Here is a 16897-nt window from a genome sequence, read left to right on the forward strand (position 1 = left end):
TATAGCAGGATAACTTCTAAATTAAAACATACTCCAACCTTCTTGGGCAGAAAGTAATTCAAGAATTTTAAAACCAGCGATACTATTTCCGTTTGCATCTAAAGCTGGTCCGAAAATACCGATTCCCATTTCGCCTTTTACGCAGCCGAAAATGCCGCCCGCTACACCACTTTTTGCAGGGATTCCAACACGAATTGCAAATTCACCAGATTCATTATACATCCCGCAAGTAACCATAAATGTTTTACAAATTTTCGTAATATGTTTAGGGATGATCTGTTTCTTTTTATAAGGATCATATCCATCCATTGCAAAGATTAAACCAATACGTGCTAGGTCGATACAGTTAACCTCAATTGCACATTGACGCGTATATAAATCCATAAGTTCTTCAATATCGTTATCGATGATGCCATTTTGTTTCATATAGTAACAAAGAGAACGGTTTAAGTAAGCTGTTTCTAATTCAGAAGTGGCAACTTTAGAAGAATAACTAATAGTAGGATTGTCTGTTATATCACGCACAAATTGAAGAATGCGTTCCATCTTCTCCTCGTTATCATTACCAGCTAGCATACTTGTAATAGCTAATGCACCCGCATTAATCATTGGATTAAGAGGCTTGGAAGAACTTGTTGTTTCAAGCTTAATAATAGAATTAAATGGGTCACCAGTTGGTTCCATTCCAACTTTAGAAAATACATATTCTTCACCACGGTCTAAAAGGGCAAGAGCAAGTGTAATTACTTTAGAAATACTTTGAAGAGTAAATAGTGTTTGTGAGTTACCAGCATGGATATATTCTGTTTCTTTATGGAAAATGGCAATCCCTAGATCATTTGGATTTGCATTTCCTAGTTCGGGGATATAAGTAGCAAGTTTTCCTTTTTTCGTATATGGTTTTACTTGTTCTAACAACTGCTGTAAGTTGTTTGTTTCAATGCACTGCATAGTACCAACGCTCCTATTTAGAATTAGCTAAGTTTACTTTTCCCGATATGCTCGGAAATAAATAATAACATGAAAAAGTGGAATGATAAAACGAAAGTTGAATGTTCTATAGTGAGTCTTCAGTTTCGATTATTCCGTGTTATAAAAGGAAAATTTTCCTTTTATATAACAGTTTGGAAATAGGAGATTTATCCATAAAAAGTTCGGAAATAAAAACTACACATCTATACAACTATATGTTATTATGGTTATGTAAATAGAAAGCGTTTTCTAAAGCGTACTTATAATGATAACGATTTCATAAATTTGATAGGGGGAATTAAGATGTTGCAGTTTTTACAACGTATTGGTAAAGCGTTAATGCTTCCAATCGCCGTACTACCAGCAGCAGGATTATTGCTTCGTTTAGGGCAACCAGATGTATTTAATATTCCTGTTATGGCACAGGCCGGCGCAGCGGTTTTTGATAATTTAGCACTTATTTTTGCAATTGGTATTGCAATCGGTCTTTCAGTTGATGGTAGTGGTGCAGCAGGTCTTGCAGGTGCAATTGGTTATCTAGTTATGAAAAACAGTATTGATGCACTTAGTAAGGGATATTCTACTGCAGAATTACAAGATAAATTAGGTAAAGTCCAAGATTTAATAGGAAATAGCGCAAATGTAGATCCATCTAAGCTTGCAGATACAATGACACAAGTATCTAAGGCAGCCGAATTATCGACTAAAGTGGATATGAAAGTTTTAGGTGGTATTATTGTCGGTGTTATAGCAGGATTCCTTTATAATAAATTCCATAAAATTAAACTTCCAGAATGGTTAGGTTTCTTTGCTGGAAAACGTTTTGTTCCGATTGTTACATCGGTTGTAATGCTAATATTAGGAATTCTATTCGCACAAATTTGGCCAGCAATTCAAAATGGTATCGATGCATTAGCTCATGGAATTGTTAATTTAGGTGCAGTTGGTTCAGGTCTATTTGGTTTATTAAACCGTCTATTAATCCCAATCGGTTTACACCATGTAATGAACACATATTTCTGGTTCGTATTTGGTGACTTTACAAATGCAGCAGGTAATGTTGTAAATGGTGATATCGCTCGCTTCCTTGCAGGGGATAAAACAGCAGGTATGTTTATGACTGGTTTCTTCCCAGTTATGATGTTCGGTTTACCAGCAGCATGTTTTGCAATGATTGCAGCTGCTAAACCAGAAAAACGTAAAATGGTTACAGGTATGTTAGGTGGCCTAGCATTAACTTCATTCTTAACTGGTATTACAGAACCTATTGAATTCTCATTCATGTTCTTATCACCATTATTATATGGTATTCATGCCGTGTTAACAGGTATATCTTTATTCGTAACAACATCACTTGGCATTCACGATGGTTTCACATTTAGTGCCGGTGCAATTGATTACTTCTTAAACTTTGGTATTGCAACAAAACCAGTGTTACTAGCAGGAATCGGTTTAATTTACGCAGCAATTTACTTCGTAGTATTCTACTTCTTAATTAAGAAGTTCGACTTAAAAACTCCTGGTCGTGAAGATGACGATGAGTTAGCTGAAGAGGGTGATGCACCAGTTGCAGGTTCAATTGGCGAAACTTACGTAGCAGCTTTAGGCGGAAAAGAAAACTTAACAGTTATTGATAACTGTGCAACGCGTTTACGCTTACAAGTGAAAGATGCAGGTTTAGTAAATGAACCAGCATTAAAACGCGCAGGTGCAAAAGGCGTTATGAAATTAAGTAACACAAGTGTACAAGTTATCGTAGGTACAAATGTTGAATCTGTTGCCGATGATATGAAAAAACACGTATAAATAGTTAGATAAGAGGATATCCAAAAAGATTGATAACACCAGTCTTTTACAGGATATCCTCTTTTATTATGTTGAAATTTTAAAGGGAATCTTACTTTTGTAAATTTTCTTTTTCTTTTTTATACATATAGGTTGGTAATATGTTCAGCGCGTGATAAAGTAGGGATGACATAGAATGGAATGTCTATAATCTATTGAAATGATTTGGAGAAAGTCTTGTGTAGATGAATTAAATTATCGGTAAATAAGGGGAAAAAGGTAATCATGGATCAGGAAAAAAATACTGTTAATGGGAAAGTACGTCGTCCGATTGTATACATAAAAAGAACAATCATTCTCGTCCTACTATTTTCACTTGTATATTTCATGTATACAAAAATTGTTGCGCATAATAAAAAAGAGGAAACTTTAAAAGCAGCAGCAGAAATGAAGAAGCAAGAAGAGATAAAAAAGATAGAAGAAGTGAAAAGGCAAGAAGCTGAAAAACAAAGAAAACAAAAAGAACAGGAAGAACAGATAAAACAGGCGCAAGTTATAGAGAAACCTGCTGAGGGACCGCCTCAAGAAATTAATGAAAACGCTCAATTGGATCAATATTTACAGAGCATGGGATTTAGTGGGACAGCTGTTATTGTGAAGAATGGGAAAGTTCTTGTGAATAAAGGATACGGCATGGCTAATAAAGAGAAGCAAGTGCCGAATAATTCAGAGACGACCTTTTATATTGGCTCTATTTCAAAGGCATTTGTAGCGACGGCTATTATGCAACTCAAAGATCAAAATAAGTTGCAAGTAGAGGATACGGTTGCAAAGTATATTCCAGATTTTCCGCAAGGTAATAGCATTCAGCTAAAACATTTATTAACACATACATCAGGGATTCCAGAGTATGAGCAGGGAAAAGAAGATATTTCTCATGAAGAGTTGATAAAACGAATAGGAAACCAAAAGCGTATTGCAGGACCAGGAGAGAAATGGAAGTATTCAGATTCGAACTACTCTATACTTGCTTACATTGCTGAGAAGGTAAGTGGACAGTCGCTCGAAGAATATATAAAACAACATATTTTTGCGACTGCGGGTATGAAACATTCTGGTTTCGGTACAGCGTTGGAACAAACAAGATTCCCATCAACGGGTTATAAAATAGTGAATAACAATATGACAACACCTAATATTCCGAGCATGTCACAACTATATGGTTGTGGTGATATATATACGAGCGCGCATGATTTATATTTATTTAATGAAGCACTCTTTTCTGGAAAATTAATTTCAAAAGAGAGTTATAATCAAATGTTTACAGCCGTGAAAAAGGATTATGGATTTGGCTGGTATGTAGATCCAGGAAGCTATTCAAATCACGGTGTAATGCCAGGTTGGAATTGCTTAAATGGTTTTAGTAAAAATGGTAGTGTATATGTGGTTTTATTATCTAACATTCAAAATAACATTAAATCATTTGGTAAAGTGAATAACGACATTTATACGATGTTACGAAATATAGAAGTGTAAAAGACTGTCCTTTTGGATAGTTTTTTTTGCATTGAGGAAATATATGTGCGGTGCGATAATGAAATAAATGGAAAAGGGGGAGGTTTATGAGTATACATAAGCATCATGCACGCAATGCGAAACGAACTTTGTTTATAGCTATCATTGTATGGATTATCGTTGTAATTGGATTAGTTATGGAATATAAAAAAGGAACAATATTCACTTCAGATAAAGAAATTCTGAAATTAATAGGTATTTTGCTACCAGCGTTTGGATTACTAATATATAGTTTTATAGAAAAACGAAGAGCAAAAATGCTTAGACAGGATAATTGTAATATAGGGAGCTCTAGATTATTTGAACAACAAAAGTTCGTTGTTCGTAGAGAGGTAGGGGTATTTCAAGTAATAACGTACTTTGGATTAGATGGCAGTGCAGTAGGGTTTTTAAAAGAAGAGTATAATTCCGTTATTCAAAGTATATGGAAAGGTGCACTTTCTTTTCTTTTTAAGGGACTACATAAGCAACAATTTTATTTATATAATCAATCGGGAGAAAGGTTGCTGCGTGTTCAAAAGAAGATGGGCGTGCGTAACTTCTATATATTTTATAGTGTAAATGGAAAGAAAATTGGAGAGTTGAAACAAGTACTAAGTTTAACAAAATGGGAATGGATATTTTTAGAGATGAATGGTAAGGAAATTGGTAAAGTGACTGGGGACTTTTCAGCAACAATGCAGAAAATAGACTGGCAAGATGGAACACATATTGATGTGAAAGAAGATGGTATTCCGTTAGAAGCTGCAAAATATTTTTCGGCAAGTGGTGGATCCCTTGTTACAGCTTCTATATCCGGACAAGCAGAATTATCAAGAGCGGTATATTACGGCGTAGCTGCCATTGTGACAATTAAAAATTAAAGATTAACAAAGAGATAGATGGGAAACCATCTATCTTTTTTTATGCTCTGAAACAATTATTTCTTTTAGAAAATGTATGTCTTACCTATCACAAAAAAAGCCTGTTTTGTATAGATTAAGATGTATGGATGTATTTTTTATAATTTAAAAATAATAGGAGGAGAAGTGTATGTGTCTGTTCGGTAAGTATTGGAAAAAGTTATCGAGATTGTTTAATAGACAATTAGATTATTTTTTAGATAATAAGTTACTGCCTGCTGTGGAACGACTTTTATTTTCACAAAACTTTGCGAGATTTATTCAAAGAAATTCTAAGCAAGCTACGGAAGAGTTTATAGAATCAAGTCAATTTCAATCTATTATTTGTAACATTTTAAAAGAATGCAATACATCACCTTTTAAGGAAATTGCAAAGCAATATTTAGGTAAAAACGTAGAAATTACTGTGACAGTTGGACAGTTAATAGGTGTTATTGTAGCAGTTGGTGACGATTTCTTAACGCTGCAAGAAGGAATAGGAACTGAAGTTTTATTACCATTTACAAGTATTATATCAATGAAAGAAGTGTAAGAAAGGAGACTTATATATGTTATTTACTGATGAATTGCGTAACCATGTTGGTGAATTAGTGCAAGTTGTGACAGCTGTTGAAATTGTTGCAGGTATTCTTTTATCTGTTACGGACGGGGCAGTAAGTGTTCGTACATCTCCTTCTTATGGACCACCTGAAGATGTACTTGTGCGTATTCCTATTATTGCTTATGTTCGCTTGGAAGGGTAAGAGTGATACAAGTATGAGAATATCAGTTGTTATTCCAGCGCATAATGAAGCAAGTACTTTATCACAAGTTTTAGTAGAAGTGGAGAAGCTGAAGCCGTATGAAATTATTGTAGTAGATAATGGATCGACAGATGGAACGAATGAAGTCGCATTACAGCATAGTTGCCATGTGATTTATTATAAACATTCTCTTGGTAATGATGTAGGAAGGGCAATTGGAGCTAGAGAAGCAAAAGGTGAAATTGTATTGTTTTTAGATGGTGACATCGTTATTGAGAGTAAAGAGCTACAACGTTTCGTGAAAGGAGTTCAGCAAGGGCACCAAATTGTTGTGAATAATTTAACATGGTCTGTTTATTTAAAGATGAGACCACACTATACGACAGTTGGAAAATTCATGTTGAATCGTTATTTGAATAAAAAAGAGCTTGTTGTTGGTTCTTTAATCGCAATTCCACATGCGATGAGTAGGGAAATTATTCAGAATCTTGGGTGGTGGAACTTAGCAGATCCAGCGCTATTTCAAGCGATGGCGATGTCTAGAGGAGTAGATATTGTCGATATGGCTTCGGTTGATGTAATTCATACAAATAAAGTTCGTCCTGTGCATACTGGTACATCACCTGGTTCTCCTTATCCGAAAGCGACTAGTCGCATTATGGGCGATCATTTACGTGCTTTGCAATACGTAATCGAAACATATGGTAAACGTGGCGGTTTTTCGGAGGGAAACAGGGATAGAGAGTTTATAGGGAAGTATAAACCAGTTTTATTACAAAAGGAAAAAGCGAAATACAGTGCTATTATACCCGTATCAGAAGAAAAAATGACTATAAGATCTGTCATACAGGAAGTGAAAAAAGCAGGTGTAGATGAAATTATAGTTGTTGCGAATGGAGCAGATGCCGAGACAATTAAACAAGCAAAGCTAGAGAATGTTATTGTAGTTGAATTCGCGAAGGCACTTGGACATAATGTAGCACGAGCGATAGGGGCTATGCATGCTACGGCAGATATTTGTTTATTTGTTGATGGTGATTTTGCTATACCGGCAAAAAAGCTAATTCCATTTTTGCATGCTATTGAAGACGGAAATGATGTGGCGTTAAATGATTTGCAATGTTTGTTAGATATGTTTCACCCGGCAGATCCAATTAGTATGGGGAAATATTTCGTGAATTTGGTAGCGAAACGACCAGATTTATGGAACAATTCATTAACGGCAGTGCCACATGCTATGCATAAAAAGGTAATAGAGAAAATTGGATATGATTCTCTTATCATTCCACCACTAGCTCAAATGAAAGCTATTTTAGAAGAATGCTCTATTACAGCAGTGGAATTTGTAGATGTTATAAAAACAAATCGAGTACGTCCAGAGCAGCATGGGTTTGTAAATGGACGAATTCCTGCATTCGATCGTATTTTCGGTGATCAGCTTGAGGCGATTGCTTATTTATTACAACATACGAATGAGCGCGGGAGTTTTACAGACGGAGAAAGGGATAGAGATATAATACTACAATTGAGAAGGGAAGAAGAGAATATAGATGAATGCTAGTAGTAAAGTAACCATTATTGGATTAGGATATGTTGGCCTTCCTTTAGCGGTCCTTTTTGCAGAAAGAGGACATGCTGTACTGGGATTAGATAAAGATACTAGGAAGATAGAATCAATAATTAAAGGAGAAAGTTATATTCCTGATGTTTCTTCTAAAGTATTACAAGGCTTAATAAACGAAAGAAGATTAATAGTGAATACACCAGATAAAGGTGTTGCGGATTTTAAGCGTAGCGATTATGTTATTGTGACCGTGCCAACCCCAATTAATGAGCAGAAAGAACCAGATTTAAGTGCCCTCATTTCAGCCTCCCATTATATACAACAAAACCTTCAAAAAGGACAAACCTTCATTTTTGAAAGCTCCACATATCCAGGTACACTGGAGGAAGTTATCATTCCGATTATTTCTCAAACAGGTAAAAAGGTAGGAGAAGATTATTATATTGGGTATTCTCCAGAGCGAATTGATCCAGCGAATAGCCAGTATTCAGTTGAAACAATTCCAAAAGTTATTAGTGGACAAACCGAGCAGTGTAAACAAAAAGTACAGGATTTGTATAGCACTATATTTGATGTAGTCGTTCCAGTTAGCTCTCCGAAAGTGGCCGAGATGTGTAAGCTATTTGAAAATATTCAGCGCTTAGTTAATATTTCATTAGTAAATGAGTTAAATATACTTTGTGAAAGTTTGAATATTAATTTTTATGAGGTGCTTGAAGCGGCATCTACAAAACCGTTTGGATTTACTCCGTATTGGCCAGGACCAGGAATAGGAGGACACTGTATTCCGGTAGATCCTTTATATTTTCAATGGAGAATAAGAAAGGCTGGAGCAATTAGTCAATTAATTGAGGCAGCACATGTAATTAATGAAGAAATGCCAGCGAAAATAATCGGGAAAGTAAAAGGTGTGGTGCAATCACCCGCAACGGTTTTAATAGTAGGGATTGCATATAAGAAAGATGTAAATGATTTGAGAGAATCACCGGCGTTGCCAATTATTCAATTATTAATAAAAGAAGGATACAAGATAGAATATCATGATCCGTATATTTCTACAGCGAAAATTGGAGATACACTATATCAATCTGTTCCATTAGATGAACAAAGAATTAAACAAGCAGATTGTATTTTAATTGTAACGGATCACTCTAGTATCGATTGGAATCTTTTTAAAGGGATTGAGCGATTAATAGATACACGTGGAATCGTAAAGAAGGTGAGTGTATGAGTGAAAAATGTTTAATTACAGGTGGAGCAGGATTTATTGGTTCGCATTTAGCTGAAGAGTTGGTGAAAAGAGGTTATGAAGTTACTATTGTGGATAACTTCTATAAAGGAAAAAATAAATATCATAATGAGTTAATGAAAGAGCTCCGGGTTATTCCAATAAGCGTTTTAGATAAAAATTCAATTTATGAATTAGTGAATCAACATGATGTGGTGTTTCATTTAGCTGCAATTTTGGGAGTCAAAACTACAATGGAAAAAAGTGTCGAGCTTATTGAAACAAATTTCGATGGAACGAGAAATATTTTACAAGCAGCGTTAAAAGGGAAGAAGAAAGTAGTATTTGCATCTACTTCTGAAGTATATGGAAAGGGAGAGCCGCCATTCTCTGAAGAAGGAGATCGTTTATACGGTGCAACTTCCAAAATACGTTGGAGTTATGCAATTTGTAAAACGTTAGAGGAAACATTATGTTTAGGGTACGCATTAGAAGGTTTACCTGTAACGATTGTTCGTTATTTTAATATTTATGGTCCAAGAGCGAAAGATGGTCCGTACGCAGGAGTAATTCCACGATTTATTCGTGCGGCTTTGCAAGGTGACGATATTCTCGTGTATGGAGATGGAAAGCAGACACGCTGCTTTACGTATGTAAGTGATGCGGTCGAGGCAACAATTCGTGCAATGGATGAGAAGGTAAATGGTGAAATTATTAATATAGGTTCTGAGAATGAAAAAAATATAAGGGTAGTAGCGGAAGATATAAAAAAATTAACGAAGTCTATTTCCAAAATTGTGCACGTTCCATTTGAGGAAGTATATCCACATGGATTTGAAGAGATTCCAAATAGAAGACCAGACGTAACGAAATTAAGAGAACTCGTTCAGTTTCAAGCGAAAGTAACGTGGGAACAAGGATTGAAAGAAACTATTAAATGGTTTCGTGAAGAAAACAATGGCTAAGTCGTTATCAGTTATTATTCCCGTATGTAATGAAGTGGATACGATTTCAGATGTGGTTCAATCGGTAAAACCATTGAATCCAGTAGAGATTATTGTAGTAGCAAATGGTTGTAATGATGGTACAGAAGCGATTGCTGAGAGCTTAGGATGTACAGTAATCCAGCATAAAGAGTCACTTGGTAACGACGTTGGACGCGCAGTTGGTGCAAAACATGCGATAGGTGATGTATTACTGTTTGTAGATGGAGATTTTGCTATTCAAACTTCAAAATTACAATTATTCCTTAATCCGATTTTACATGATCAGGCGGATATCGTTTTAAATAATTTGGACGCATTATTTTTAAAGAAACAAAAACCGCACTCCGTGACAGTATGGCGCCAAATATTAAATGCAATGTTAGAGCGTGAAGAATTAAAAATTGATTCTTTATTATCTGTACCTCATGCGCTGACGAAGGAAGTTGTGCAAAGTATTGGAGACGAATGCTTTGTTAATCCTATTGTGGCTCATCTACGCCTAGCACAAAGTAAATGGAGAATTAGTCGTCATTGTGCAATTGACGTTATTACGCCAAATAAATTTCGTCCATTCGAGCATGCTGCATATGGCACGGATCTTTCTCAATCTGAAAAACGAATGATAGGTGATCATATAGAAGCTGTAGCAGAGCGGATATTAGGCAGCGATGGGCGCGGAGGATATTATGATGGAAATAGGAAAAGAGAGAGTGTCTATCATACTCTAAATTTTGAAGATTTTTATCAAGGATGGGGCGTTACATCTAATTTGTATAAAGGAGAGCAATTATCGGTAATTATTCCTGTGCAAAATGAAGAGAAAACAATTGGAAACGTTATAGAAGAGCTTCGCAAAATTGAACCTTTTGAAATCATCGTTGTTGTAAATGGTTCGTCCGATAAAACGGCAACAATTGCAAAAGACAAGGGAGCAACAACAATTGTGTATAAAGAAGCACTTGGAAACGATGTGGGGCGTTCGCTTGGAACTTATTTTGCAAAAGGAGAAATTGTTTTATTTATAGACGGTGACTTTGTTATTCCAGCTAGTGAGCTATATCCCTTTGCAAAAGCTATTGCAGATGGAACGGATGTCGCATTAAATGATTTAAATCATTATTTAGATTTGAGAGTACCACTTCATCTTGTAACAGCATTTAAATATGCATTAAATTTAGCTTGTGATAGAAAAGATTTAGGAGTAGGCTCTCTTATTGCTGTACCTAATGCGTTTAGTCGTACTTGTTTGAAGGAAATAGGGTATAAATCATTATTGTCACCTTGTGTAGCACAAGTGAAAGCTGTACTTTCAGGTTTTGAAATCGCTTGTGTAAGTCGTGTCGATGTTGATAAGATGAACCGTATTCGTCCCAGTGAACATTTCGCAAAAATAGGTCATCCTCCAGCTGTCCTTCGAATTATTGGTGATCATATAGAAGGATTAGAGCAATTAATTGCATTAACAAACAGTCGTGGTGGATTTTACGATGGAAATAGAAAAAGAGATGTTTTATAGTGGTAACAAAAAAAGTGTACAACGTATGTACACTTTTTTGATCTGTTATAAAAACTATAACAGATTAGGAGATAAGAGTATTACAGCTCTACAATGGGTATCGTTCTTATATTACAAAATAGGACTCGTATATAAGAATACCAAAAAAATACAATTAAAGAAAGGGTTAATTCTAAAGAGTTTTATATGAGGTTAACACTATGTATGTAGTAGTTTGCTCAATATTTCACAAACATGTCACAACTATTTCGTCCACTTCCGAAAAAAAGTAGTATTCTAAGTGTGTAAGCTGTTATATAAAAAAACGTAGTCCTGTACTAATCAAAAATGGAGGAGATTAGGATGACTCAAGTATTAGAAAATGTAAAAAGCGCGTGGGAAAACTTTAAAGGTGAAAAATGGAAAGCAGAGATTGATGTTCGCGATTTCATTTTAAATAATGTAAACGTTTACGAGGGAGAAGACTCTTTCTTAGCGGAAGCAACTGAAGCAACGAAACAACTTTGGGATCAAGTAATGGATTTAACAACAAAGGAACGTGAAAACGGTGGCGTTCTTGATATGGATACAAAAATTGTTTCTTCTATTACATCACATGAACCAGGATATTTAAATAAAGATATTGAAAAAGTGGTCGGTTTCCAAACTGATAAACCATTTAAACGTTCTTTACAACCATATGGTGGTATTCGTATGGCAGAACAAGCTTGTGAAGCGTATGGATATGAAATGGATAAAGAACTTAGCAAGATTTTCAGAGACTGGCGTAAAACTCATAATCAAGGTGTATTTGATGCATACACACCAGAAATGAAAGCGGCTCGTAAATCAGGTGTTATTACTGGTCTTCCAGATGCGTATGGACGTGGACGTATTATCGGTGACTATCGCCGCGTAGCGCTATATGGTATAGATCATTTAATTGAAGCGAAAAAAGCTGATTATAATTTAACTGGCGGTGTAATGAGCGAAGATACAATGCGTTTACGTGAAGAATTATCTGAGCAAATGCGTGCACTTCAAGAGTTAAAACAGATGGCTGCTTCTCATGGATTCGATATTTCTAAGCCAGCTACAAATGCACAAGAGGCCTTCCAATGGTTATACTTTGCTTATCTTGCAGCAATTAAAGAGCAAAACGGGGCAGCAATGAGCCTTGGACGTACCTCTACATTCTTAGATGTTTACATTGAAAGAGATTTAGCAAATGGTACTTTAACAGAAGAAAAAGCACAAGAAATTGTTGACCATTTCATTATGAAATTACGTCTTGTGAAATTTGCAAGAACACCTGATTATAATGAACTATTCTCTGGAGATCCAACTTGGGTAACTGAATCTATCGGTGGTATGGCGTTAGACGGTCGTCCGTTAGTAACAAAAAACTCATTCCGTTTCTTGCATACATTAGATAATTTAGGACCAGCACCAGAACCAAACTTAACAGTTCTTTGGTCTAAACAATTACCAGAGAACTTTAAAAACTACTGTGCAAAAATGTCTATTAAAACATCAGCAATTCAATACGAAAATGATGACATTATGCGTGCTGACTACGGTGATGACTACGGTATTGCTTGTTGTGTATCAGCAATGAGAATTGGTAAACAAATGCAGTTCTTCGGAGCACGTGCAAACTTAGCGAAAGCATTACTATATGCGGTTAACGGTGGTAAAGATGAAAAGTCAAAAGCACAAGTTGGTCCTGAATACGCACCAATTACTTCTGAAGTATTAGATTATGAAGAAGTTATGCGTAAATTCGATATGACAATGGAATGGTTAGCTGGTCTATACTTAAATACATTAAATGTAATTCACTATATGCACGATAAATATAGCTATGAACGTATTGAAATGGCACTTCACGATACAAATGTTCTTCGTACAATGGCAACAGGTATCGCTGGATTATCTGTAGTAGCAGACTCTTTAAGTGCAATTAAATATGCACAAGTAAAACCAATTCGTGATGAAAATGGTATTGCAGTTGATTTCGAAATTGAGGGAGATTTCCCTAAATACGGTAACAATGATGATCGTGTAGATGAAATCGCAGTAAATCTTGTGAAAACATTTATGAACAAGATTCGCAAACATAAAACATACCGTAATTCTGTTCATACAATGTCAATCTTAACAATCACATCTAACGTTGTATACGGTAAGAAAACTGGTAACACTCCAGATGGACGTCGTACTGGAGAACCATTTGCACCGGGCGCAAACCCAATGCATGGCCGTGATACAAAAGGTGCATTAGCATCATTATTATCTGTAGCTAAATTACCATATGAAGATGCACAAGATGGTATTTCAAATACATTCTCTATTATTCCAAAAGCACTTGGTAAAGAAGATGATGTACAAGTACGCAACTTAGTATCTATGCTTGATGGATATGCAATAAAAGAAGGACACCACTTAAATATTAACGTATTTAACCGTGAAACATTAATGGATGCAATGGAGCATCCTGAAAAATATCCACAATTAACAATTCGTGTATCTGGTTACGCTGTTAACTTTATTAAATTAACTCGTGAACAACAAATTGATGTAATAAACCGTACAATGCATGAAAGCATGTAAGTGAAAAAAGTGTCCCTCCGCTTTTAATATATAGCGGAGGGAGGCTGTTTCAATAAAGGAGGAAGTAACATGGTAAAAGGAAGAATACATTCTGTAGAGTCTTGTGGTACTGTTGATGGCCCAGGGATTCGTTATGTCATATTTACACAAGGGTGTTTATTACGTTGTCAATATTGTCATAATGCTGATACATGGGAAATCGGTAAAGGTAAAGAAATAACAGTTGAAGAAGTGATGCAGGATGTGACATGTTACCTTCCATTTATTGAAGCTTCTGGAGGTGGTATAACAGTTAGCGGTGGAGAGCCACTATTACAGCTAGACTTCTTAACCCAGTTGTTTAAAAAGTGCAAAGAAGCTGGTATCCATACAACAATCGATTCTTCTGGCGGTTGTTATTCTGAAGAACCAGAATTCCAAAATAAGCTAGATATTTTAATGGAGTATACAGATTTAGTTTTATTGGATTTGAAGCATATTGATTCAAAGAAACATCGTAAATTAACAGGGAAACCAAATGAACACATTTTACAATTTGCTCGTTATTTATCGGATAGAAAGAAACCAATTTGGGTAAGACATGTATTGGTTCCCGGCGTTACCGATGGTGAAGAGGATTTGCAAAAATTATCAAACTTTATTCAAAGTCTATCTAATGTTAAGAAAGTGGAAGTGCTGCCATATCATAAGCTCGGTGTTTATAAATGGGAGGCACTTGGACATAAGTATCCACTTGCGGATGTGAATCCACCGACAGAAGAAAATGTTGAACATGCAAAACATATTTTACAAGCAGTCTAACCTAAACATTTGGTTAGGCTTTTTGTTTCTTCATAATAAAATCTAGAGTATATATTTAGAAAAGAGTATACTGAAAAGGGAATATCCATATTTTTGTAAAGAATAAGCGGAGAAATTTACATAATTGTAAAGGGAAATCAAAATAGTAAAAAGAATTAAGAAGTAAAAGAGTGAGTATTATGGAATATAGAACATTTGTAAGTTATTGCGAAAGCTCTTATAGGAAAGTATAATGTAAAGATATGAGCACAGATAGGATTAAGGGGTCAATCTTATATGCTTTGCATATCCACGACAGATACATAGCTAACAGGAAAGTATTAGAATCCGAGTATGTAGTTTTTAAGGAAAATGTTTTTCCTATTGTCGTATATGCAATATGGAGAAACAAAAAGCTAGGAGTGGATTTGTTTGATAAAAAACCCCAAGGTTTTAATATTAACTGCACATTACGGTAACGGTCATGTGCAAGTGGCAAAAACATTAGAACAAACATTTCGTCAAAAAGGAATCGAAGATGTAATTGTATGCGACTTGTTTGGAGAATCACATCCAGTTATAACCGATATTACAAAATATTTATATTTAAAAAGCTATACGGTAGGAAAAGAATTATATCGTTTGTTTTATTATGGTGTAGAGAAAATTTATGATAAAAAAATAGCATCTTGGTATGCGAATTTTGGGAGAAAGCGTTTGAAGACGCTATTACAGGTGGAGAAACCGGATATTGTTATTAATACCTTTCCAATCATCGCTGTACCAGAATTGAAAAAGCAAATAGGTATTTCTATTCCTGTTTATAACGTATTAACGGATTTTTGCGTGCATAAAATATGGATCCATCGAGAAGTAGATCGTTATTTTGTAGCAACCGATCATGTGAAAAAAGTGATGGTTGATATCGGTGTACCTGCAGAACAAATTGTTGAAACAGGGATTCCGATTCGTAGCAGTTTTGAGCTAAAGATAAATCCAGCAATTATATATAATAAATATCAGTTATGTAAGGATAAAAAGATGTTACTAATTGTAGCAGGTGCTCATGGTGTGCTAGGGAGTGTAAAAGAGCTATGCCAGTCATTTATGTCAGTACCAAACTTACAAGTAGTTGTCGTTTGTGGGAAAAACGAAGCTTTAAAGCAGGATTTAATGGAACTACAGGAACAAGGTTCTGATGCTTTAAAAGTATTTGGTTATGTTGAAAACATTGATGAATTGTTCCGTGTTACTTCTTGTATGATTACGAAGCCAGGTGGTATTACATTAAGCGAAGCAGCTGCATTACAAGTACCTGTCATTTTATATAAACCTGTCCCAGGACAAGAGAATGAAAATGCGTTGTATTTTGAAAAAAAAGGGGCTGCAGTTGTAATTCGTGATGATAGTGAAGTTTTTGCAAAAACAGAGGCGTTATTACAAGATGATATGAAGCTTCTTCAGATGAAAGAAGCAATGAAAAGTATTTATCGTCCTGAGCCAGCTGGTCATATTGTGGATACAATTTTGGCAGAAAATCATGCAGAGCCGAATCATATACCTATTAAATCACCAGTTCTTGCCGAATCTTTTACTTAATATGAAACCCTCTTTTAAGCATTTAAAGAGGGTTTTTTTTATTGTTGTAAAAAAAATAAACGTGAATTATTAACTTATCCCGCTATTTGTGGGCAGTAAGACCCCTACCTCAAAATTCAGCGAAAGCAAAGAAGTTAGGTGGGGATTAACTGCCCGCAAAAGCCCGATTGGTGAGGGCTAATAATCAGTGGGGATAAACAAAACTCCCACTGATTAAAGTTTCACTTTATCCACAAAGGATTACGCTTTCATTAGACAGTAAAATCGGAATATTAACAGCTATATCCACATAATCCACAATTTTTAGAAAATTATCCACAATTCTCACGTTTAGAATTCATTTAAATAAATGAATTCGTAAAATACTTTTGTAATTTATGCACAATTCTACGGTTTTTGTGGATAAGGTTGTCCACAAAAAAGGTTCCTTATAAATAAGGAACCTTTTTTGCTAATTCATTGGAAAATCTTATGTAATGAAACTGAATAATTAGGGGGGAAACCTTCTAATTATTCAGTTTCACTTTAAATACTTTTTGAGCGATAGCCCGCTGCACGATCTGCTTTTCGAAATTCTCGCTGATAGAGAACTTCTTGTGTACTAGATAATGTGTTTTTTGCTTTATCATGTTTCTTTTTATCCATTACAAATCAC

15 protein-coding genes are annotated in these 16897 nt (G+C 35.2%); 13 read left to right on the forward strand and 2 right to left on the reverse strand.

Annotation, left to right across the window (positions count from 1 at the left end):
- Positions 1–21: 21 nt before the first annotated feature.
- Positions 22–951, reverse strand: a complete 930-nt coding sequence (gene glsA, locus MHH59_RS02435; protein ID WP_002029606.1) for a glutaminase A — start codon at positions 949–951, stop codon at positions 22–24.
- 324 nt (positions 952–1275) lie between these two features.
- Between glsA and nagE the strand changes: the two genes are divergently transcribed.
- From nagE to MHH59_RS02505, 13 genes are all read left to right on the forward strand, one after another.
- Positions 1276–2778, forward strand: coding sequence for an N-acetylglucosamine-specific PTS transporter subunit IIBC (nagE, locus tag MHH59_RS02445; RefSeq protein ID WP_003187209.1), 1503 nt, complete (start codon positions 1276–1278; stop codon positions 2776–2778).
- A 264-nt stretch (positions 2779–3042) separates the two neighbouring features.
- Positions 3043–4293, forward strand: coding sequence for a serine hydrolase domain-containing protein (locus MHH59_RS02450; protein WP_002010295.1), 1251 nt, complete (start codon positions 3043–3045; stop codon positions 4291–4293).
- A gap of 86 nt (positions 4294–4379) precedes the next feature.
- Complete coding sequence (locus MHH59_RS02455) at positions 4380–5195, forward strand: hypothetical protein (RefSeq protein ID WP_002029609.1); 816 nt, start codon at positions 4380–4382, stop codon at positions 5193–5195.
- A 169-nt stretch (positions 5196–5364) separates the two neighbouring features.
- Positions 5365–5766: a hypothetical protein gene (locus tag MHH59_RS02460; RefSeq protein ID WP_050000840.1), complete on the forward strand. Its 402-nt coding sequence runs from the start codon at positions 5365–5367 to the stop codon at positions 5764–5766.
- Positions 5767–5782: 16 nt separating this feature from the next.
- Complete coding sequence (locus MHH59_RS02465) at positions 5783–5977, forward strand: hypothetical protein (protein WP_002029614.1); 195 nt, start codon at positions 5783–5785, stop codon at positions 5975–5977.
- Between the two features lie 13 nt (positions 5978–5990).
- A complete protein-coding gene (locus MHH59_RS02470; protein WP_050000841.1) occupies positions 5991–7538 on the forward strand; it encodes a glycosyltransferase family 2 protein in 1548 nt (515 codons plus the stop codon).
- A complete protein-coding gene (locus MHH59_RS02475) occupies positions 7528–8772 on the forward strand; it encodes a nucleotide sugar dehydrogenase (RefSeq protein ID WP_050000842.1) in 1245 nt (414 codons plus the stop codon). The genes MHH59_RS02470 and MHH59_RS02475 overlap by 11 nt, the downstream gene beginning before the upstream one ends.
- Positions 8769–9734 (forward strand): NAD-dependent epimerase/dehydratase family protein, encoded by a 966-nt coding sequence (locus MHH59_RS02480; protein WP_002140285.1) that lies wholly within the window; start codon positions 8769–8771, stop codon positions 9732–9734. Before MHH59_RS02475 ends, MHH59_RS02480 begins: the two co-directional genes overlap by 4 nt.
- Positions 9727–11271: a glycosyltransferase family 2 protein gene (locus MHH59_RS02485; RefSeq protein ID WP_002166984.1), complete on the forward strand. Its 1545-nt coding sequence runs from the start codon at positions 9727–9729 to the stop codon at positions 11269–11271. The genes MHH59_RS02480 and MHH59_RS02485 overlap by 8 nt, the downstream gene beginning before the upstream one ends.
- Entirely contained in the window at positions 11243–11461 is a 219-nt protein-coding gene (locus MHH59_RS02490; RefSeq protein ID WP_078178180.1) for a hypothetical protein, read from the forward strand. Before MHH59_RS02485 ends, MHH59_RS02490 begins: the two co-directional genes overlap by 29 nt.
- Before the next feature lie 152 nt (positions 11462–11613).
- On the forward strand, positions 11614–13863 hold the full coding sequence (gene pflB / locus MHH59_RS02495; protein ID WP_002029623.1) for a formate C-acetyltransferase: 2250 nt from the start codon (positions 11614–11616) through the stop codon (positions 13861–13863).
- A 69-nt stretch (positions 13864–13932) separates the two neighbouring features.
- Positions 13933–14664: a pyruvate formate-lyase-activating protein gene (gene pflA, locus MHH59_RS02500; protein WP_002010313.1), complete on the forward strand. Its 732-nt coding sequence runs from the start codon at positions 13933–13935 to the stop codon at positions 14662–14664.
- A gap of 411 nt (positions 14665–15075) precedes the next feature.
- A complete protein-coding gene (locus tag MHH59_RS02505) occupies positions 15076–16242 on the forward strand; it encodes a diglucosyl diacylglycerol synthase (RefSeq protein ID WP_002125051.1) in 1167 nt (388 codons plus the stop codon).
- 525 nt (positions 16243–16767) lie between these two features.
- Here MHH59_RS02505 and MHH59_RS02510 read toward each other — a convergent pair.
- The gene (locus MHH59_RS02510) at positions 16768–16887 is read right to left on the reverse strand and encodes a YfhE family protein (protein WP_078178179.1); all 120 of its coding nucleotides are present in this window, start codon (positions 16885–16887) and stop codon (positions 16768–16770) included.
- Positions 16888–16897: the final 10 nt, after the last annotated feature.

It is taken from the genome of Bacillus sp. FSL E2-0195, from assembly GCF_038003645.1.
In the GTDB taxonomy this organism is placed as follows: domain Bacteria; phylum Bacillota; class Bacilli; order Bacillales; family Bacillaceae_G; genus Bacillus_A; species Bacillus_A mycoides.